This is a genomic window from Citrobacter sp. Cf072, assembly GCF_030334485.1.
GTDB classification, from domain to species: Bacteria; Pseudomonadota; Gammaproteobacteria; order Enterobacterales; family Enterobacteriaceae; genus Citrobacter; species Citrobacter freundii.
In genome coordinates this window covers 2,248-20,831 of record NZ_JAOWDX010000045.1, presented here as the reverse complement: position 1 = coordinate 20,831, position 18,584 = coordinate 2,248, and the positions used below count along the sequence as shown (strand labels likewise).

The 18,584-nt window shown below is 52.3% G+C and carries 16 protein-coding genes, 2 rRNA genes and 3 pseudogenes (1 of these 21 running past the window's edge); 9 read left to right on the top strand and 12 right to left on the bottom strand.

Annotated elements, in window-relative coordinates; all coding sequences use genetic code 11:
* Positions 1–251: 251 nt before the first annotated feature.
* From rseC to rseD, 5 genes are read right to left on the bottom strand one after another with little or no spacing between them, the layout of a single operon-like run.
* Positions 252–716: a SoxR-reducing system protein RseC gene (gene rseC, locus OGX66_RS12525; protein ID WP_270934459.1), complete on the bottom strand. Its 465-nt coding sequence runs from the start codon at positions 714–716 to the stop codon at positions 252–254.
* The gene (rseB, locus tag OGX66_RS12520) at positions 713–1,669 is read right to left on the bottom strand and encodes a sigma-E factor regulatory protein RseB (protein ID WP_003847063.1); all 957 of its coding nucleotides are present in this window, start codon (positions 1,667–1,669) and stop codon (positions 713–715) included. Before rseB ends, rseC begins: the two co-directional genes overlap by 4 nt.
* Positions 1,669–2,319, bottom strand: coding sequence for an anti-sigma-E factor RseA (rseA, locus tag OGX66_RS12515; protein ID WP_003037574.1), 651 nt, complete (start codon positions 2,317–2,319; stop codon positions 1,669–1,671). The genes rseB and rseA overlap by 1 nt, the downstream gene beginning before the upstream one ends.
* Positions 2,320–2,350: 31 nt before the next feature.
* Positions 2,351–2,926 (bottom strand): RNA polymerase sigma factor RpoE, encoded by a 576-nt coding sequence (gene rpoE / locus OGX66_RS12510; protein WP_003037573.1) that lies wholly within the window; start codon positions 2,924–2,926, stop codon positions 2,351–2,353.
* Positions 2,923–3,045: a rpoE leader peptide RseD gene (gene rseD / locus OGX66_RS12505; RefSeq protein WP_223306697.1), complete on the bottom strand. Its 123-nt coding sequence runs from the start codon at positions 3,043–3,045 to the stop codon at positions 2,923–2,925. Before rseD ends, rpoE begins: the two co-directional genes overlap by 4 nt.
* 305 nt (positions 3,046–3,350) lie before the next feature.
* Between rseD and nadB the strand changes: the two genes are divergently transcribed.
* A complete protein-coding gene (nadB, locus tag OGX66_RS12500; RefSeq protein WP_270934463.1) occupies positions 3,351–4,973 on the top strand; it encodes an L-aspartate oxidase in 1,623 nt (540 codons plus the stop codon).
* On the opposite strand, the gene trmN is transcribed toward nadB, so the two are convergent.
* Positions 4,958–5,695: a tRNA(1)(Val) (adenine(37)-N(6))-methyltransferase TrmN gene (gene trmN / locus OGX66_RS12495; protein ID WP_003847060.1), complete on the bottom strand. Its 738-nt coding sequence runs from the start codon at positions 5,693–5,695 to the stop codon at positions 4,958–4,960. The two genes, nadB and trmN, sit on opposite strands and share 16 nt — an antisense overlap.
* A 130-nt stretch (positions 5,696–5,825) precedes the next feature.
* Here trmN and srmB point away from each other — a divergent pair, with 130 nt between their 5' ends.
* Complete coding sequence (gene srmB, locus OGX66_RS12490) at positions 5,826–7,154, top strand: ATP-dependent RNA helicase SrmB (protein ID WP_003037569.1); 1,329 nt, start codon at positions 5,826–5,828, stop codon at positions 7,152–7,154.
* A 17-nt stretch (positions 7,155–7,171) separates the two neighbouring features.
* On the opposite strand, the pseudogene OGX66_RS12485 reads toward srmB, so the two are convergent.
* Positions 7,172–7,784: pseudogene (locus tag OGX66_RS12485) on the bottom strand (substrate-binding domain-containing protein); the annotation flags it as partial.
* Here OGX66_RS12485 and eamB point away from each other — a divergent pair.
* Positions 7,784–8,190, top strand: a pseudogene (eamB, locus tag OGX66_RS12480) (cysteine/O-acetylserine transporter); the annotation flags it as partial. The pseudogenes OGX66_RS12485 and eamB overlap by 1 nt on opposite strands.
* Positions 8,191–8,269: 79 nt before the next feature.
* On the opposite strand, the gene grcA reads toward eamB, so the two are convergent.
* Positions 8,270–8,653: an autonomous glycyl radical cofactor GrcA gene (gene grcA, locus OGX66_RS12475; protein ID WP_003037563.1), complete on the bottom strand. Its 384-nt coding sequence runs from the start codon at positions 8,651–8,653 to the stop codon at positions 8,270–8,272.
* Between the two features lie 317 nt (positions 8,654–8,970).
* On the opposite strand from grcA, the gene ung reads away from it, so the two are divergent.
* Complete coding sequence (ung, locus tag OGX66_RS12470) at positions 8,971–9,660, top strand: uracil-DNA glycosylase (protein WP_003037561.1); 690 nt, start codon at positions 8,971–8,973, stop codon at positions 9,658–9,660.
* 33 nt (positions 9,661–9,693) lie between these two features.
* Here ung and OGX66_RS12465 read toward each other — a convergent pair whose 3' ends face one another.
* The gene (locus OGX66_RS12465) at positions 9,694–10,773 is read right to left on the bottom strand and encodes a tRNA/rRNA methyltransferase (protein ID WP_003037560.1); all 1,080 of its coding nucleotides are present in this window, start codon (positions 10,771–10,773) and stop codon (positions 9,694–9,696) included.
* A 207-nt stretch (positions 10,774–10,980) separates the two neighbouring features.
* Here OGX66_RS12465 and trxC point away from each other — a divergent pair, with 207 nt between their 5' ends.
* The 5 genes from trxC to OGX66_RS12435 all read left to right on the top strand — a co-directional run bounded on the left by trxC (position 10,981) and on the right by OGX66_RS12435 (position 16,703).
* Positions 10,981–11,400 carry a thioredoxin TrxC gene (gene trxC / locus OGX66_RS12460; protein ID WP_003037559.1) on the top strand — a complete coding sequence of 140 codons (420 nt, stop codon included), beginning with the start codon at positions 10,981–10,983 and terminating at the stop codon, positions 11,398–11,400.
* 69 nt (positions 11,401–11,469) lie between these two features.
* The gene (gene tapT, locus OGX66_RS12455) at positions 11,470–12,168 is read left to right on the top strand and encodes a tRNA-uridine aminocarboxypropyltransferase (protein WP_049002278.1); all 699 of its coding nucleotides are present in this window, start codon (positions 11,470–11,472) and stop codon (positions 12,166–12,168) included.
* A gap of 36 nt (positions 12,169–12,204) precedes the next feature.
* A complete protein-coding gene (locus OGX66_RS12450) occupies positions 12,205–14,865 on the top strand; it encodes a bifunctional acetate--CoA ligase family protein/GNAT family N-acetyltransferase (protein ID WP_270934470.1) in 2,661 nt (886 codons plus the stop codon).
* A 114-nt stretch (positions 14,866–14,979) separates the two neighbouring features.
* Entirely contained in the window at positions 14,980–16,335 is a 1,356-nt protein-coding gene (gene pssA / locus OGX66_RS12440) for a CDP-diacylglycerol--serine O-phosphatidyltransferase (RefSeq protein ID WP_008319601.1), read from the top strand.
* Between the two features lie 44 nt (positions 16,336–16,379).
* Positions 16,380–16,703, top strand: coding sequence for a YfiM family lipoprotein (locus tag OGX66_RS12435; protein ID WP_003838356.1), 324 nt, complete (start codon positions 16,380–16,382; stop codon positions 16,701–16,703).
* Here the strand turns inward: OGX66_RS12435 and OGX66_RS12430 are convergent.
* From OGX66_RS12430 to OGX66_RS12420, 3 genes and pseudogenes are all read right to left on the bottom strand, one after another.
* A pseudogene (locus OGX66_RS12430) lies at positions 16,700–17,998 on the bottom strand (MFS transporter). The gene OGX66_RS12435 and the pseudogene OGX66_RS12430 sit on opposite strands and share 4 nt — an antisense overlap.
* A gap of 353 nt (positions 17,999–18,351) precedes the next feature.
* Positions 18,352–18,467, bottom strand: a 5S ribosomal RNA gene (rrf, locus tag OGX66_RS12425).
* Between the two features lie 90 nt (positions 18,468–18,557).
* Positions 18,558–18,584, bottom strand: a 23S ribosomal RNA gene (locus OGX66_RS12420); its annotated part runs 2,247 nt beyond the window's last position; the annotation flags it as partial.

Genomic DNA, 18,584 nt, shown 5'->3' with positions numbered 1-18,584 from the left:
TTACGCCCGCCTGAGCAGGCTCTGAGAAGTCGCTGTTCTGAGCTTAACGTCTGTTTAAGTGAAACGCCGCATTCTACACTACAACGCTGAGGCGAGGAAATGTTCATAGAGCAAGGATAGCGGGAACTGGAAACAACTTTGCAAAGTCGATGAAACTTTTGTCGGATGGCGGCATAAACGCCTTATCCGGCCTACGCCTGCATCTGAGGACGCTGTAGGCCTGATAAGCGCAGTGCCATCAGGCAAAGATATCACTGCTGGGTTTCGACGCGAATAAGATCGGGTGGGAGAGCAACGTTCAGAATGACCGGCTGCCAGGCTTCGCGTTCAGCAAGCTTACGAGAGTATCCACGAGCAATCAGGAATCCGCCCACGCCCCCCAGCACTGCTCCGCTTAATGCCGCAAGATCGGAACCAAACAGTCCCTGGAATAGCGCCGCGAAAAGAAACAGTCCCGCCAACGGAGACATGTAGACCAGCATCGCCGAACCGAGCAGGCTACCTTCGGCAATGCCCAGTTCAACTTTTTGACCAGGGGTCAAGGGTTCGTCGCAGGGCACCACGATGGTGTGTGTGGTCTGAGGTCCCAGTTTGTTCAGCACGCGGCTCCCGCATCCGGCCCGGGAAGCACAGCTGCTACATGATGCTTTAACATCACAGCTGACCGTCGCCAGACCATTTTGCCAGGAGACGACCGTCGCCCACTCTTTAATCATTGTGCTGCCCTGAACTTAATATTGTCCGCGATACGCTTCGCCGTTTGCGGCGGAAGCTCACCGACAATAGTGATTTCGGCGTTATCTCGCACGCTGGTGCTAACCGTGCGGCGTCCAGTGCGCAGCAGTTGATCGGCGCTGTTTTGCATCGCGCGGTTTACGTTCACGGAGAAACTGAACAGACCATCGGAATAAAGCCGTGATTCGATCGGCATGTTATCCATCGTCGGCAGCGGACGTCGACTGCTGGACACCTCGCTGAAGCCTTGCGGCAACCACGACGGACTCCAGTTGAAGTTGGTTTTCTCACCCGCAGGAACTGACAACAACGGCGGCAGATTGGCTTTCGCCAGCGTCTGCATGCTGTCGCTGACACCGTTGTTAACAGTAAACGCGATGACGCGGAACTGTTCCAGCGTTTCGCCATCACGGTCAAGAAGATCAACACGCATTGGCAGCTTGGTCTCAGTGTCCATCCAAACGATATAGCTGTAACGGGTGCCGTCACGCGCCACAACGCGGATCACTTCACAGAGCCTATCGGCAATACGAGTGCGGCCTACTGAGATAAAATCATAGTAGGGAGCAAGACGTTTGAAGTCGGTGTAAATCAGGGAGGGCAGTGAGTCAACGATATAGTCGCCGTTCAGCGTGAACGGTTCGAGACCTGGCTCAAAATAACTGATTTCGTTGCCACGTTGTACCACTTCCCGGCGCGGACCATCCATTTGCAACAGTTGCGCGAGCGGACGGTTATCCAGGCGGGCATGGCGATAACGTAGGGATTCAACACCCTGCTTATTGATGCTGACAAATGACAGCTCATAGGTGAGCGACTGGCTGGCCAGATTCATCTGCTGCAACAACGCCCCGGACGCAGGATTGGCCGAGGCGTTGACAGAGAAGAACAGGCTACCAGCCACAAGTGACATGGCAAACCAAAGTTGCTTCATTACTGCGATTGCGTTCCTAAAGTTTGAATTCCTGGCACCTGCACAGCGGCTTGCTGTGTCTGGGCCTGCTCAAACTGAAGCTGTTCAGAGTGCAGTCGACGTTGCAGTTCGTAATCCTGCAACATGGCATTAATACGACGACGCTGCTCCTGTACCTGCTGTTGCTGACCGCCGCTGGCCGTCGCGTCAGAAGGTACACCCAGGCTTACCGGACTGGCTTTACCCATCATCGGTAATGTATTAAATACCGGCGTTTCGGGCTGCTGGGACGTTTCAGATTGCCCATTATAGTGCTGGACGCCAACAATAACTGCAAGTGATACACACGCGGCCACACCCATTTGAGTAAGCTGCGCGGCCCACGGACGCATTTTCTTCCAGAACGGCATTTTCTGCCACTGGTGCGGTGCTGGCTGGGCCTCAGGAATCAATGGCGCCGTCTGACGTACCGGCTCATCCTGGATGGCGGCCATTACGCGGGCGGAAATATCGAAATGGAGAACGTCGGCAGTATCACCTCGCATGGAATCGCGAATCAGGTGATAACTCTCCCAGGTTTTTTGCATTTCCGGGTCGTGAGCCAGCTCTTTGAGCAACTCAGTATCCAGCGTTTCGCCATCCATTAAAGCGGAAAGTTTTTCTTTCTGCATGCCTAATACCTTTTCCAGTATCCCGCTATCGTCAACGCCTGATAAGCGGTTGAACTTTATTATCAATAGCTTCCCTCGCTCGGAAGATACGTGAACGCACCGTACCCACCGGACAATCCATGATAGCGGCTATCTCTTCATAGCTCAGGCCATCCAGCTCCCGCAAGGTTATTGCCATGCGTAAATCTTCCGGGAGGGACTCAATAGTTCGGAAAACTATCTGTCTCAGTTCTTCTGACAACATTAAGTTCTCAGGGTTCGAAATTTCTTTCAGCGCACCGCCACTTTCGTAATTTTCTGCTTCAATCGCATCTATATCACTGGAAGGTGGACGACGCCCCTGAGCGACCAGGTAATTCTTCGCTGTATTGACCGCAATACGATACAGCCAGGTATAAAAAGCACTATCCCCCCGGAACGAGTCCAGCGCACGATAGGCTTTGATAAATGCTTCTTGTACTACATCGGGTACATCACCCGACGGTACATAGCGAGAAACCAGACTCGCCACCTTATGCTGATAGCGCACTACCAGTAGGTTAAAGGCTTTCTGATCTCCCTTCTGGACCCGTTCTACCAGGACCTGGTCCGTTAACTGCTCGCTCATCCGAGGTAAAGTCTCCCCAAACCAAATTTCCACGCGCCTTCGAAACGCCACTCCATCAGCTTCACTATGAGCAAGCAAATGCTTAGAGTGCTCAAGTTTCGTAAAGTTCCGTTACGCATTGTTTTTTGTTTGTCATGTTGTAGACAGGTCTTATCTCTCATTATAAGTCTACATAACCCGATCAACGCACTATCTGTACAGAAATGCCCATTTCACCGCTTGCAGAGTAACCCAACGGGCACTTTATTTCATCACATAATCTGATGCTAACGGCCTGCTTCACAAAATATTTTTGCCTATTTCACCCTCATCATGTTTTTCTTTCATGTTTAGTCATTGCAACACGTTTAAAAATAAAACGTGCAGTATCGCGCAATGTGGTGCTATGGTGACCAAACACTGTTTAGTAAATTAAACAAAAATCATGAATACGACTCCTGAATTATCCTGTGACGTGCTGATCATTGGCAGCGGGGCTGCCGGACTCTCACTGGCGCTGCGCCTGGCTGAAAAACATCAGGTTATTGTCCTGAGCAAAGGGCAGGTCAGCGAAGGCTCGACATTTTATGCCCAGGGCGGTATTGCCGCGGTTTTCGATGAAACCGACAGTATCGACTCCCACGTTGAAGATACGCTGATTGCCGGGGCCGGGTTGTGCGATCGCCATGCGGTTGAATTTGTCGCCAGCAATGCCCGTACCTGCGTTCAATGGCTAATCGATCAGGGCGTCTTATTCGATACGCAGGTTCAGCCTAACGGTGAAGAGAGCTATCACCTGACCCGTGAAGGCGGTCACAGCCATCGACGTATCCTGCACGCTGCGGATGCTACCGGCAAAGAAGTCGAAACCACCCTCGTCAGCCAGGCACAAAATCATCCCAACATCCGGGTTCTCGAGCGCAGTAATGCTGTCGATCTGATTGTCTCCGATAAAATCGGTCTGCCGGGAACGCGTCGGGTTGTCGGTGCCTGGATCTGGAATCGTAATAAAGAAGCCGTAGAAACCTGCCATGCGAAGTCGGTAGTGCTGGCCACTGGCGGCGCGTCAAAGGTGTATCAATACACCACCAATCCGGATATTTCCTCGGGTGACGGAATTGCAATGGCCTGGCGTGCGGGATGCCGCGTCGCCAACCTGGAGTTTAACCAGTTTCACCCAACAGCGCTGTATCATCCGCAGGCGCGCAATTTTCTGCTGACCGAAGCGCTGCGCGGCGAAGGCGCGCACCTGAAACGCCCGGACGGTTCACGCTTTATGCCCGATTTTGACGAGCGTGGCGAACTGGCTCCCCGCGATATTGTCGCCCGCGCCATTGATCATGAAATGAAGCGCCTGGGTGCAGATTGCATGTTCCTCGATATCAGTCATAAACCGGAAGAATTTGTTCGTCAGCATTTCCCGATGATTTATGAAAAGTTGCTGGGACTGGGCATTGATCTAACCAAAGAACCTGTTCCTATCGTGCCTGCCGCGCACTATACCTGCGGCGGCGTGATGGTTGATGACTTTGGCCGTACCGATGTCGATGGGCTGTATGCGATCGGCGAAGTGAGTTACACCGGCCTGCATGGCGCCAACCGGATGGCATCGAACTCATTGCTGGAGTGTCTGGTTTACGGTTGGTCCGCGGCTGAAGATATCGACAGGCGTATGCCTTATGCACGCGGCGTCAGCACGCTCCCGGGCTGGGATGAAAGCCGGGTAGAAAATCCAGATGAATTGGTTGTTATCCAGCATAACTGGCATGAGCTGCGGCTGTTCATGTGGGATTACGTCGGTATTGTGCGCACCACTAAACGTCTGGAACGCGCCCTGCGCCGTATCACCATGCTGCAACAGGAAATCGACGAGTATTACGCCCATTTCCGTGTGTCGAACAACCTACTGGAGCTGCGCAATCTGGTGCAGGTTGCCGAGCTGATTGTCCGCTGCGCGATGATGCGCAAAGAGAGTCGGGGCCTGCACTACACGCTGGATTACCCAGAACAGCTTCCAGAGGCGGGCCCGTCAATTCTCTCGCCGCTCAGTCATCACATAAACAGATAGAACGCCTGGGTCAGCGCCGTATAACCTTCAGAGTAACGTTGGTCTGGCCCACGGATCACCAGCCTGTCGCTAAAGCACTCCCCGGCCTGCGGGGAGAATGCCAGCAATACCCGATGCGGTAGACGGGCCTCGGTTTCTGCTACATCCGTGCGCAATCGCAGATGCCAGCCTATGCTAAGCGCCTGCTGAGTAAATGCGTTACCAATCTGCTCCGGTAGCACCACACAAAAAAAACCGTCTTCCGTAATGCTGTCCGCCGCCAACGTAAGCAACGCCTGGTGATCGAGCGAGGTGGTATAGCGGGCCTGCTCGCGCTGCGGTGTAGCGCATTCCACGCCCTGTTCATAATAGGGAGGATTGCTGATTATCAAATCAAAACGCACGGTCTGACGCGGTATCCACTGTTGCGCATCTTCTGTATGAACACTCACGCGATGCATCCACGGAGATTGCGCGATGTTCTCCTGCGCCTGCTGCGCGGCGTCGACATCAAGCTCCACGGCGTCAATGATGACGTTTTCATCAGTGCGCTGGGCCAGCATCAGCGCCAACAGGCCGCTCCCGGTACCAATATCCAGGATCCGCTTTACGCCCGCAACGGGGGCCCAGGCCCCCAATAAAATGCCGTCCGTTCCGACTTTCATTGCACAGCGATCGTGTGCCACAAAAAACTGCTTAAAAGTAAATCCATTACGTTTCAGTACGGATGTAGACTGGGGCATGAAGAACAACCTTCCTGGAAAAAAAACGATAACATAGGATAAAAACAATACCTGAGAAGGTATATCCATACAAACAGATGAAGATTGCAGCCGTAACGTCTATAATCAGCGCCCCACTCAGAGGTAGAACATGACTGTAACGACTTTTTCCGAACTTGAACTCGATGAAAGCCTTCTGGATGCCCTCCAGGAAAAAGGTTTCACTCGCCCGACCGCCATTCAGGCTGCCGCCATTCCGCCTGCGCTCGATGGCCGTGATGTACTCGGTTCTGCGCCGACAGGCACCGGTAAAACGGCGGCATATTTGCTGCCAGCGTTGCAGCACCTGCTCGACTTCCCACGCAAGAAATCTGGTCCGCCGCGCATTTTAATCCTGACGCCAACGCGCGAACTGGCGATGCAGGTTGCTGAACACGCCCGTGAGCTGGCGAAAAATACGCATCTGGATATCGCGACCATTACCGGCGGCGTGGCTTACATGAACCACATGGAAGTCTTTAGCGAAAACCAGGACATCGTGGTTGCCACCACGGGTCGTCTGCTGCAATACATTAAAGAAGAAAACTTCGACTGCCATGCGGTTGAGACGCTAATTCTCGATGAAGCAGATCGTATGCTGGACATGGGTTTTGCCCAGGACATCGAACATATCGCCGGTGAAACCCGCTGGCGTAAGCAAACCATGCTGTTCTCCGCCACGCTGGAAGGCGATGCGATTAAAGATTTTGCCGAGCGTCTATTGGAAGATCCGGTCGAAGTCTCAGCGGATCCGTCCACCCGCGAACGCAAGAAGATCCATCAGTTTTACTACCGTGCTGATGACATCGAGCACAAAACTGCCCTGCTGATCCATCTGTTAAAACAGCCGGAAGCGACCCGCTCGATTGTCTTCGTACGTAAACGCGAGCGTGTGCACGAGCTGGCAGGCTGGCTGCGCCAGGCGGGCATTAACAACTGCTATCTCGAAGGCGAGATGGTGCAGAACAAACGCAATGAAGCGATCAAACGCCTGACCGATGGCCGCGTGAACGTGCTGGTAGCCACCGACGTTGCCGCTCGCGGGATCGATATTCCTGATGTCAGCCATGTGTTTAACTTCGACATGCCGCGCAGTGGCGATGCCTATCTGCACCGCATTGGCCGTACCGGTCGCGCAGGTCGTAAAGGTACTGCGATCTCTTTGGTTGAAGCGCACGACCATCTGCTTCTCGGCAAAGCGAGCCGCTATATTGACGAGCCGCTGAAAGCACGCGTCATCGACGAACTGCGTCCAACCACGCGCGCGCCAAGTGAGAAATCCAACGGTAAACCATCCAAGAAAGTGCTGGCGAAGCGCGCCGAGAAAAAAGCGAAAGAGAAAGAGAAGCCGCGGGTGAAAAAACGTCACCGCGATGCAAAAAATATCGGCAAACGTCGTAAGCCGAGCGGAGCTGCTACCCAGCAGTCCGACAAAGAGTAAACCGAATGCCGGGCCGTTTAGCCCGGCATTTTTTCACGTGATGCAAAACTCTCTTCAATACACTCAAGAAACACACGCATCGCCGGACTAACGACTTTTCCGGCATGATAGCCACACAATGCCGTAATTAACTCAGGTTGTTCACTGTACGGTAATTCAATCAATTCCCCTGAACGTAGCTCCCTCTCAACGGCAAAACGCGGCAAAAAGCTGACCCCAAGATTTGCCGATACGCACTGCTTAATGCTTTCAATGCTCCATAACTCAATGGTATTTTCCAGCGTAATCTGTCGTTTACGCAGTAGCCCCTCGAAGCGCTGTCTGAAAATACATTGCGGCTCATTAATGATAAAACTGCAGGGAATGTGCTGGTTATACTGAGTAAAATCAACGTGCTGGAGCAGCGGCGAAGCAACTAATGCCAGTGACTGATCGCCAAGCGGCATCAACTCAAGGGCATCGTCATTACCCACCCGATAACCCCCCCCCCAGATCGACCTCATCACTGAGCAACGCATCGCGAATTACATAACAATTGAGTGACTGTAAAGACAACCGCACATGGGGCGCACGTTGTTTAACTCGCTGTAAAACCTGCGGCATTTTATACGCCAGCAGCGTTTCGCCCGTCATTTTCACTGGCGGTTATGGATCCTGCCATCATCCATTGGCTCAGTTGGGCTGGGGCAGCTTATATCCTGTGGCTGGCGCTGAAGATCGCCACCAGCCCGGCTACAAACGATGATTTGCGGTCAGAGCCGATTAGCTTCTGGGCGAGTTTTGGCTTGCAGTTTGTTAACGTGAAATCATTTTGTACGGCATTACCGCGTTATCCAAGTTTGTATTACCGTACACTCAGGACGCACACTGGCTGATTGGGGTGAGTATTCTGTTGGCGCTGATCGGCACCTTCACAAATGCCTGCTGGGCGCTGGCGGGCCATCTTTTTCAGCGCGTTTTTCGCCGTTACGGCCGGCAGTTGAATATCATTCTGGCGCTGCTGTTGGTGTATTGCGCGGTAAGGATCTTTTACTAACGGATGCAAAAAAGCGGAAGACACACTGGCACCTTCCGCTTTTTGATTCTTTGCTAAACGGGGCTATTCCCCGTGAGCCTTACAGGCTCTCAGTAAAGGTACGAGCGATAACGTCGCGCTGCTGTTCTGGGGTCAGAGAGTTGAAACGCACTGCATAACCAGAAACACGGATGGTCAGCTGCGGATATTTTTCCGGATGCTTAACTGCATCTTCCAGCGTTTCGCGACGCAGAACGTTCACGTTCAGGTGCTGACCACCTTCCACGCGGACTTCCGGCTGTACGTCTACCGGTACTTCACGGTATTCGATTTCGCCCAGTTTGCTGACAGCAACGACTTCATCAGCATTGAAACCTGCTTTCGCAACGATGCAGCGTGCTTCGCCTTTTTCGCTGTCCAGCAGCCAGAAAGAGTTCAGCAGGTCGTCGTTTGCAGCTTTAGTAATCTGGATACCTGTAATCATTTGATGCCTCCCCGGCAAAATTATTTGATCTCGGTTGGCCGTCATCCGGCCAATTGGTAAAACCATTGTTGCTTGAGTGTATATATACCCCTCACACACCCTTGAATCTTTGATTTAAATCAACAAAAACCACACATGAAAAGTGGTGATAGGTGGATTTTATTGTTTTACATCAACTTACGCCGTGTACACAGCTAAACTTTTTACATAAATTTTCAACTATCTTTAAGGGGTAGACCATTGAGAAACGTACAGAATTTTGCGACGTCGAAAGAAGCAGTTAAGCTAGGGGGATTGAAAATTCGCAGGAGAGCGAGATGGCCACCGAATTAACCTGGCACGATGTGCTGGCTGAAGAAAAACAGCAGCCTTATTTTGTTAACACACTGCATACTGTTGCCGGCGAGCGTCAGTCAGGAATGACAATTTATCCGCCGCAAAAAGATGTGTTTAACGCGTTTCGTTTTACCGAGCTTGGTGACGTGAAAGTTGTCATCCTGGGTCAGGATCCTTACCACGGCCCAGGCCAGGCACATGGTCTCGCGTTCTCTGTTCGTCCGGGGATTGCCACTCCGCCTTCGTTGCTGAACATGTACAAAGAGCTGGAAGCAACAATTCCCGGCTTCACCCGCCCCACACACGGATATCTGGAAAGCTGGGCACGCCAGGGGGTACTGTTACTCAACACCGTACTCACCGTTCGCGCCGGTCAGGCACATTCTCACGCCAGCCTTGGGTGGGAAACATTTACCGATAAAGTCATCAGCCTGATTAACCAACATCGGGAAGGCGTGGTTTTCCTGCTCTGGGGTTCTCACGCACAGAAGAAAGGCGCGATTATTGATGCGCAGCGTCACCATGTGTTGAAAGCGCCACACCCATCACCGCTCTCTGCGCATCGCGGTTTCTTTGGTTGCAATCACTTTGTACTGGCGAATGAATGGCTGGAACAACGAGGTGAAAAACCGATTGACTGGATGCCGGTATTACCCGCAGAAAGCGAGTAAAAAAATGCCAGCGATTCGCTGGCATTTTTATTATCAGGCTTTGTTCTGACGCCACCACTCCGCGAGCAACACGCCGGTCGCGACAGAAACATTGAGCGTTTCTACCTTGCCGGTACCGTCAATCGCCACGCACAGGTCGTCGGCTGAACATGCTGCTTCTGGCAGAGCTTCACGCTCACGCCCTAATACCAGCACCATTTTTTCCGGCAGCGTGGTAGTAAACAGCGGTTTACCTTTCACGCTTGAGGTCATCACTACCGTGTAACCCGCGTTACGGAAATCGTCCAACACATCGACAATGCTGTCACCGGTAATCGGCTGAACATGCTCTGCTCCACCTTCAGCAGTACGGATAGCCGCCCCCGATTCCAGCAGCGCCGCATCCTGAACCACCACGCCTTTCACACCGAAGTGCGCGCAGCTACGCATCATACCGCCCAGGTTATGCGGGTTAGCGATATCTTCCAGTGCCAGCACGCAATCCTGCGCCCCTGCCTGACCGACCCACTGCTTAACGGTAGTACCGTTACGTTTTTTGATCAGGAAACAGACGCCACCGTGGTGTTCAGTGCCAGAGGCTTTCGCCAGCTCGGCTTCGTCAACCACGTGATAGGCTTTGCGGTTTGCCGCCATCCAGCGTAATGCTTCTTTAAAACGCGGGGTTACGCTCTGAACAAACCAGGCGCGGACGATAGCGTCCGGACGACTCTGGAACAGAGCCTGACAGGCATTCTCACCGTAAACGCGGGTTTCTTCCGCGCGCTGACGGCGTAATACTTCAGGATCGATAAAGCTCTTACCGCTAATACCGCCGTGATCGGCTTTATCCGCTGCGTCATCATTCGGTGCGCGGGAAACGGTACGCCACGGTGAATCTTCACGTCTGCGGTCGCGTTCTACATCGCGGTCACGCCCGCGTTCACGACCACGTTCGCTGTTCGGACCCTTTCGTTCATCACGGGCAGGGCGACGACCGCCTTCGGCTCGGGAAGTACCGGGGCGACCGCCGCCTTTGCCAGTACGTGGATTTTGGGTGCGTTTATCCGAGTCATCGTCACTGCGGACGTACATCACTTTGACCTTGCCGTTTTTGTTCTTCAGTTCGTCGCTCATGTTTTTCTCCACCTGCTCTGCGCGAAGCGCGCAGATTACCCGATGTGCACGTCGTTAGCCATTATTTCATTTAAAAGCTAAGGACTATTGTACTCATTGAATAAAACGCATTGTTGTTTAGAACAGACTCTCCGATAATATGTAACATAATAGAAACATACTGGCGTTTATGCCGTGAAGTCCACTCCACTCATCCAGAGGTTAGTTATGAATACCGTTTGTACCAGCTGCCAGGCTATCAACCGCATCCCTGACGATCGTGTCCAGGAAGCGGCTAAATGCGGACGCTGTGGTCACGACCTGTTTGATGGGGAGGTGATCAATGCGACCGGTGAGACACTGGATAAACTGTTAAAAGACGATCTCCCGGTGGTCGTTGACTTTTGGGCCCCCTGGTGTGGTCCATGTCGTAACTTCGCCCCGATTTTTGAAGATGTCGCGGAAGAGCGTAGCGGCAAAGTGCGTTTTGTTAAAGTGAATACGGAAGCCGAGCGTGAACTCAGCGCCCGTTTCGGTATCCGCAGCATTCCGACCATCATGATCTTCAGAAAAGGTGAAATCGTCGACATGCTTAACGGCGCTGTACCAAAAGCCCCGTTTGATAGCTGGCTTAACGAATCATTATAATCTCTACGGGGCGCATCTTGTGCCCCGTTTTCACCTCTGCGACAATAGCGTTTTTCAACATGTTTCCCCATGACCGATAACGCTGTTCTTCAGTTACGCGCTGAGCGCCTCGCGCGCGCCACGCGTCCTTTCCTTGCCCGAGGTAATCGCGTTCGCCGCTGTCAACGCTGCCTGCTGCCGCAGAAGCTCTGCTTGTGCGCAACTCTGGCGCCCTCTGAGGCAAAAAGTCGCTTTTGTCTGGTGATGTTTGATACCGAGCCGATGAAGCCCAGCAACACGGGGCGTTTAATTGCCGATATTCTGCCCGATACCACGGCTTTTCAGTGGTCACGTACCGAGCCGCCGCAGGCGCTGCTGGAACTGGTAAAAAATCCGGATTACCAGCCGATGGTTGTATTCCCGGCCTCCTATGCGGGTGAAGAGCGTGAAGTGATTTTCACGCCACCAGCCGGTAAGCCCCCATTGTTTATCATGCTCGACGGCACCTGGCCTGAGGCGCGTAAAATGTTCCGCAAAAGCCCGTACCTCGATAACCTGCCGGTGATCTCTGTTGATTTATCACGCCTTTCTGCTTACCACCTGCGTGGCGTTCACGCCGAAGGGCAATATTGCACAGCCGAGGTGGCCATCGCCTTGTTGGATCTGGCGGGAGATACGCAAGCCGCAGAAGGGTTAAGCGATCATTTTACTCGCTTTAAAACCCGCTACCTGGCAGGAAAAACTCAACATAAGGGAAGCGTCACAGCAGATTCATCAGAAAACGTTTAAAATCATTCGGTCACTGGTGTCATTAAGGAAGCCGATATGAGTCAGCGTGGTCTGGAAGCACTATTGCGACCGAAATCCATTGCGGTGATTGGGGCGTCAATGAAGCCTAATCGCGCAGGTTACCTGATGATGCGTAACCTGCTTGCTGGCGGTTTCAATGGACCTGTTTTACCGGTGACGCCCGCATGGAAAGCGGTGTTGGGCGTACTGGCGTGGCCCAATATCAACAGCCTGCCTTTTAGCCCCGATCTCGCCGTGTTGTGCACCAATGCCAGCCGTAACCTGGCATTACTCGAAGCACTTGGCGAGAAAGGTTGTAAAACCTGCATTATTCTCTCAGCACCCTCGGCGCAGCACGCGGAGCTGCTGGCCTGCGCATCACGCTACAACATACGTCTTCTGGGTCCCAACAGCCTGGGACTTCTCGCACCCTGGCAAGGACTTAACGCCAGCTTTTCCCCCGTCCCGATTAAGCGCGGCAAGCTGGCTTTCATCTCTCAATCCGCCGCCGTGTCCAATACCATACTCGACTGGGCACAGCAGAGAGAAATGGGCTTTTCTTACTTTATCGCGCTGGGTGATAGCCTGGATATCGACGTTGATGAGCTACTGGATTACCTGGCACGCGACAGTAAAACCAGCGCGATATTGCTGTATCTCGAACATTTAAGTGATGCCCGGCGCTTTGTTTCCGCCGCCCGTAGCGCCTCGCGCAATAAACCTATTCTGGTGATTAAGAGCGGTCGCAGCCCTGCAGCGCAGCGTTTACTGCATACCAGCGCCGGGATGGACCCTGCGTGGGATGCAGCTATTCAGCGCGCCGGTTTACTGCGCGTACAAGACACTCACGAGCTGTTCTCAGCAGTCGAAACCTTGAGCCACATGCGTCCACTACGTGGCGACAGGCTGATGATCATCAGCAATGGGGCCGCGCCTGCCGCACTGGCATTAGATGAACTGTGGTCAAAAAATGGCAAGTTGGCGACGTTGAATGAAGACACCTGCCAGGAATTACGCGATGCCTTGCCTGAACATGTTGATATCGCCAACCCACTGGATCTGCGTGATGACGCCAGCAGCGAACACTACGTTAAGACGCTGGATATTTTGCTCGCCAGCCAGGATTTCGACGCGTTGATGGTGATTCATTCACCCAGCGCAGCCGCTCCCGGAACCGAAAGCGCACAGGCATTGATTGAAGCGGTAAAGCATCATCCCCGAGGAAAATTCGTCTCGTTGCTGACCAACTGGTGCGGAGAGTTTTCCTCACAGGAAGCACGCAGACTGTTTAGCGAAGCCGGATTACCAACCTACCGCACGCCTGAAGGCACTATCACTGCATTTATGCATATGGTGGAGTACCGGCGTAACCAGAAGCAACTGCGTGAAACGCCTGCGCTACCCGACAATCTGACCACCAACACCGCCGAAGCGCATAATCTGTTACAACAGGCGATTGCAGAAGGCGCAACGTCGCTGGATACTCATGAAGTTCAGCCTATTTTACAGGCCTATGGCTTACATACACTGCCGACATGGATCGCCAGCGACAGCGCAGAGGCCGTACACATCGCGGAGCAAATCGGCTACCCGGTGGCGCTCAAGCTGCGTTCTCCTGATATCCCGCATAAGTCGGAAGTTCAGGGGGTAATGCTCTACCTGCGTACAGCAACAGAAGTGCAGCAGGCTGCCAATGCAATTTTCGATCGGGTAAAAATGGCCTGGCCGCAGGCACGCATTCACGGTTTATTAGTACAAAGTATGGCGAATCGCGCTGGTGCTCAAGAACTTCGCGTCGTCGTTGAACACGACCCGGTATTTGGTCCGTTGATTATGCTGGGTGAAGGTGGTGTTGAGTGGCGACCGGAAGAGCAAGCCGTGGTGGCCTTGCCGCCATTGAACATGAATCTGGCGCGTTATCTGGTGATCCAGGGGATCAAAAATAAAAAGATCCGCGCTCGCAGCGCACTACGTCCGCTGGATATCGCCGGGTTGAGCCAACTTCTGGTGCAGGTCTCCAACTTGATCGTCGACTGCCCGGAAATTCAGCGTCTGGATATTCATCCTCTGCTGGCCTCCGCCGAAGAATTTACCGCGCTGGACGTTACGCTGGATATTGCCCCTTTCGCGGGAGATAACGAAAGCAGGCTGGCTGTACGTCCCTACCCCCATCAGCTTGAAGAGTGGGTGGAGTTGAAGAACGGCCAGCGCTGTCTGTTCCGCCCCATTTTACCGGAGGATGAACCTCATCTACAGCAGTTCATTTCTCAAGTGACAAAAGAAGATCTTTATTATCGCTATTTCAGTGAGATCAATGAATTTACCCACGAAGATTTAGCCAATATGACGCAGATCGACTACGATCGGGAAATGGCTTTTGTTGCGGTGCGTTGTAAAGATAATCGCGAAGAGATCCTCGGCGTAACGCGAGCAATCTCGGATCCTGATAACGTAGATGCTGAGTTTGCCGTACTGGTTCGTTCCGATCTCAAAGGGCTTGGACTGGGTCGCCGATTGATGGAAAAACTAATTGCATATACCCGAGATCACGGACTTATACGTTTGAATGGTATTACGATGCCAAACAATCGTGGGATGGTCGCCCTGGCCCGAAAACTCGGGTTTGTTGTTGACGTCCAGCTCGAAGAGGGAATTGTTGGGCTAACGCTTAATCTGGCCCAATGTGAGGAATCGTGAGTAAGGTACTGGAAATGTTGACCACATTAATGGGTACTGGTGGTATCATTGCCCGCTTATGTCGTCTGCATAGCACAGAGGACCCTTCAATGAACAGAGAAGAAATGCACTGTGATGTTGTCAAAATTTAAGCGTAATAAACATCAACAACACCTTGCCCAACTACCCAAGATTTCTCAGTCAGTTGATGATGTAGATTTCTTTTATGCTCCCGCTAATTTCAGGGAGACTCTGCTGGAAAAAATAGCCAGCGCGACGCGACGGATCTGCATTATTGCGCTGTACCTGGAACAGGATGACGGTGGTAAAGGCATACTTGACGCTCTCTATGCGGCAAAACGGCAGCGTCCTGAACTGGATGTCCGGGTGCTTGTCGACTGGCACAGAGCTCAGCGCGGTCGTATTGGGGCTGCGGCATCCAATACTAATGCTGACTGGTATTGCCGAATGGCGCAAGAAAACCCTGGTATCGATATTCCTGTTTATGGCGTTCCGATTAACACCCGTGAAGCGCTTGGCGTCCTGCATTTCAAAGGCTTTATTATCGATGACAGCGTCCTGTACAGCGGGGCCAGTCTGAACGATGTTTACCTGCATCAGCATGATAAATATCGCTATGACCGTTATCAGTTGATTCGCAATGCGCAAATGGCCGATATCATGTTCGATTGGGTTACGCAGAACCTGATAAAAGGTCGCGGCGTTAACCGCCTTGATGATATCAACCGACCTAAAAGCCCGGAAATTAAAAACGATATCCGCCTGTACCGCCAAGAACTGCGTGATGCGTCATTCCATTTTCAGGGTGATGCTGATAACGAACAGCTTTCGGTTACGCCTCTGGTGGGCCTTGGGAAATCCAGTCTGTTAAATAAGACCATTTTCCATCTTATGCCCTGCGCGGAGCACAAACTCACAATCTGTACCCCTTATTTCAACCTGCCCGCCATACTGGTGCGCAATATCATTCAACTGCTGCGTGAAGGGAAAAAGGTTGAAATCATTGTCGGTGATAAAACCGCCAACGACTTTTTCATTCCAGAAGATGAGCCATTCAAGATCATCGGCGCGCTGCCTTATCTGTATGAAATAAATCTGCGCCGTTTCCTGAGCAGATTGCAGTATTACGTGAATACCGACCAGCTGGTCGTACGCCTATGGAAAGATGATGACAACACCTATCATCTGAAAGGTATGTGGGTTGATGATAAATGGATGCTGCTCACCGGCAACAACCTTAACCCTCGCGCCTGGCGTCTGGATCTGGAAAACGCCATCCTTATCCACGATCCTAAGCAAGAGCTGACTCCCCAGCGCGATAAAGAGCTGGAGCTTATCCGTACGCATACTACCGTCGTTAAGCACTATCGCGACCTGCAAAGTATTGCTGACTATCCAGTCAAAGTGCGTAAGCTCATTCGTCGACTACGCCGTATTCGTATCGACAGATTAATTAGCCGTATTCTGTAATCAAGACCCCGTCCAGTGACGGGGTTTTTCATATGGAGGCAACGGTGCGCCTGTTCATTCTTACCAGCATCCTGGCCATTTCTGGCTGCAGCCACATGGCTAACGACCAGTGGAGTGGGCAAGACAAAGCTCAACACTTCATCGCCTCCGCCATGCTTGCCGCAGCCGGCAATGAATATGCCCAACATCAGGGCAACAGCCGCGATCGCAGTGCGGCTATCGGCCTGATGTTCTCAGTCAGCCTGGGCGCGTCAAAAGAACTGTGGGACAGCCGTCCCGCAGGGAGCGGCTGGAGCTGGAAGGACTTCGCCTGGGATGTTGCAGGCGCGTCTACCGGCTATGCAGTCTGGCAACTGGCACATTACTAGAGGCGCAGACCTTTCCCCTTCCCATGCAGCATCAGCGATACTAAAAACGCGACAACTGCCAGCGCGGTGACGTACCAGAAGAATGTCGTTTCCATACCGACAGACTTCAGGGATAACGCCACATATTCAGCTGAGCCACCAAACAGGGCATTAGCCACCGCATAAGATAAGCCAACTCCCAGAGCGCGCACCTGCGCCGGGAACATCTCAGCCTTCAAAATACCGCTGATTGACGTATAGAAACTCACGATTCACAGGGCACACATCACCAGAGCAAACGCCATATACGGGGATGTTACGCTTTGCAATGCTGTCAGAATGGGAACAGTGAAAATCGCGGCCAACGCGCCAAAACACAGCATTGAAGTACGCCGGCCAATCTTATCTGACAAAGCGCCGAACAGCGGTTGAACCAGCATGAACACACACAGTGCCGCCGTCATAATCCCGCTGGCTACGTTGGCATGCATACCAGCTGTATTGACCAGGTATTTCTGCATGTAGGTTGTGAACGTGTAAAAACACAACGAACCCGCGGCGGTAAAGCCAAGCACCATGACAAAGGCTTTGCGATTACGCCACAGACCTTTCAGGGAACCCGCTTCTTTCAGCGCGCGAACGTCCTGTTTCGAGGTTTCATCCAGTTGGCGACGCAGCCATAGCGCAACAATAGCCAGCACGGCGCCCAACGCAAATGGAATACGCCACCCCCACGCTCTGAGCGCAGAGTCTTCTAACGTGTGCTGTAATATGACCACAACCAACAATGCCAGTAACTGCCCGCCGATTAACGTCACGTACTGGAATGAAGCATAAAAACCTTTCTTACCTTCAACGGCAACTTCACTCATATAGGTCGCGCTGGTTCCGTATTCACCACCTACAGATAACCCCTGGAATAGTCTGGCCAGCAGTAATAACACAGGGGCCCAGGTACCGATAGTTTCATATCCCGGTAGACAAGCGATCACCAACGATCCCATACACATCATACAAACGGACAGCAACATGGACTTTTTACGCCCGTGCTTATCCGCAATACGGCCAAACAACCAGCCTCCAATTGGTCGCATCAAGAAGCCTGCGGCAAACACGCCGGCGGTTTGTAAGAGTTGTGTGGTGGTATTTCCTGATGGGAAAAAGATATGAGCAAAATAAAGAGAACAGAAAGAGTAGATATAGAAATCAAACCATTCGACCAGATTCCCTGATGATGCTCCGACAATCGCCCATATACGACGGCGGGTATCGCCGTCTGCCAGCGCCCCGTTCTCAGTTACACTACTATCAGCCATTAGAATTGTACCCCTGCCAACGATCGCATGAATTTATCAATGATGGTTGTGTGTTTTTTGGTGAATTAAATGTTATATAATTGTTATATATTATTATGCAGGAAAGATCACGATTTTAATTAGCAGAGAAAGGATTCAGATATGTTCGAGGGAGAGATCCGTGTAGTAGATCGAGACAGTGTGCTTTTGTTAGTCGATTAAGGCGGTTACGTCGAATCCAGCAATCTGCCGCCGGAATTGCGTGATGCGCTGCGCTTATCAGGCCTGCACAATACGTTCAGCCCGGCGGTTTTTACCCCGCACACACGCAAAAAAGCCCATCCGTCAGGATGGGCTTCTTCACTTTATTTGATGCCTGGCAGTTCCCTACTCTCGCATGGGGAGACCCCACACTACCATCGGCGCTACGGCGTTTCACTTCTGAGTTCGGCATGGGGTCAGGTGGGACCACCGCGCTACAGCCGCCAGGCAAATTCTGTTATTAACCCGCTTTTCGCCGGTTAATGTAATCTGTATCAAGCTGAATGTCGTCTCTTCGCCAAAACATCTTCGGCGTTGTAAGGTTAAGCCTCACGGTTCATTAGTA

What these genes read in the sequence shown, in the direction of transcription:
- ung (WP_003037561.1), top strand. Translation starts at nt 8,971, where the DNA reads ATGGCCACCGAATTAACCTGGCACGATGTGCTGGCTGAAGAAAAACAG.
- rseC (WP_270934459.1), bottom strand. Translation starts at nt 716, where the DNA reads ATGATTAAAGAGTGGGCGACGGTCGTCTCCTGGCAAAATGGTCTGGCG.
- rseA (WP_003037574.1), bottom strand. Translation starts at nt 2,319, where the DNA reads ATGCAGAAAGAAAAACTTTCCGCTTTAATGGATGGCGAAACGCTGGAT.
- nadB (WP_270934463.1), top strand. Translation starts at nt 3,351, where the DNA reads ATGAATACGACTCCTGAATTATCCTGTGACGTGCTGATCATTGGCAGC.
- tapT (WP_049002278.1), top strand. Translation starts at nt 11,470, where the DNA reads ATGACCGATAACGCTGTTCTTCAGTTACGCGCTGAGCGCCTCGCGCGC.
- OGX66_RS12450 (WP_270934470.1), top strand. Translation starts at nt 12,205, where the DNA reads ATGAGTCAGCGTGGTCTGGAAGCACTATTGCGACCGAAATCCATTGCG.
- rseB (WP_003847063.1), bottom strand. Translation starts at nt 1,669, where the DNA reads ATGAAGCAACTTTGGTTTGCCATGTCACTTGTGGCTGGTAGCCTGTTC.
- grcA (WP_003037563.1), bottom strand. Translation starts at nt 8,653, where the DNA reads ATGATTACAGGTATCCAGATTACTAAAGCTGCAAACGACGACCTGCTG.
- trmN (WP_003847060.1), bottom strand. Translation starts at nt 5,695, where the DNA reads ATGCCCCAGTCTACATCCGTACTGAAACGTAATGGATTTACTTTTAAG.
- OGX66_RS12465 (WP_003037560.1), bottom strand. Translation starts at nt 10,773, where the DNA reads ATGAGCGACGAACTGAAGAACAAAAACGGCAAGGTCAAAGTGATGTAC.
- rseD (WP_223306697.1), bottom strand. Translation starts at nt 3,045, where the DNA reads ATGCGTAACGGAACTTTACGAAACTTGAGCACTCTAAGCATTTGCTTG.
- rpoE (WP_003037573.1), bottom strand. Translation starts at nt 2,926, where the DNA reads ATGAGCGAGCAGTTAACGGACCAGGTCCTGGTAGAACGGGTCCAGAAG.
- srmB (WP_003037569.1), top strand. Translation starts at nt 5,826, where the DNA reads ATGACTGTAACGACTTTTTCCGAACTTGAACTCGATGAAAGCCTTCTG.
- trxC (WP_003037559.1), top strand. Translation starts at nt 10,981, where the DNA reads ATGAATACCGTTTGTACCAGCTGCCAGGCTATCAACCGCATCCCTGAC.
- pssA (WP_008319601.1), top strand. Translation starts at nt 14,980, where the DNA reads ATGTTGTCAAAATTTAAGCGTAATAAACATCAACAACACCTTGCCCAA.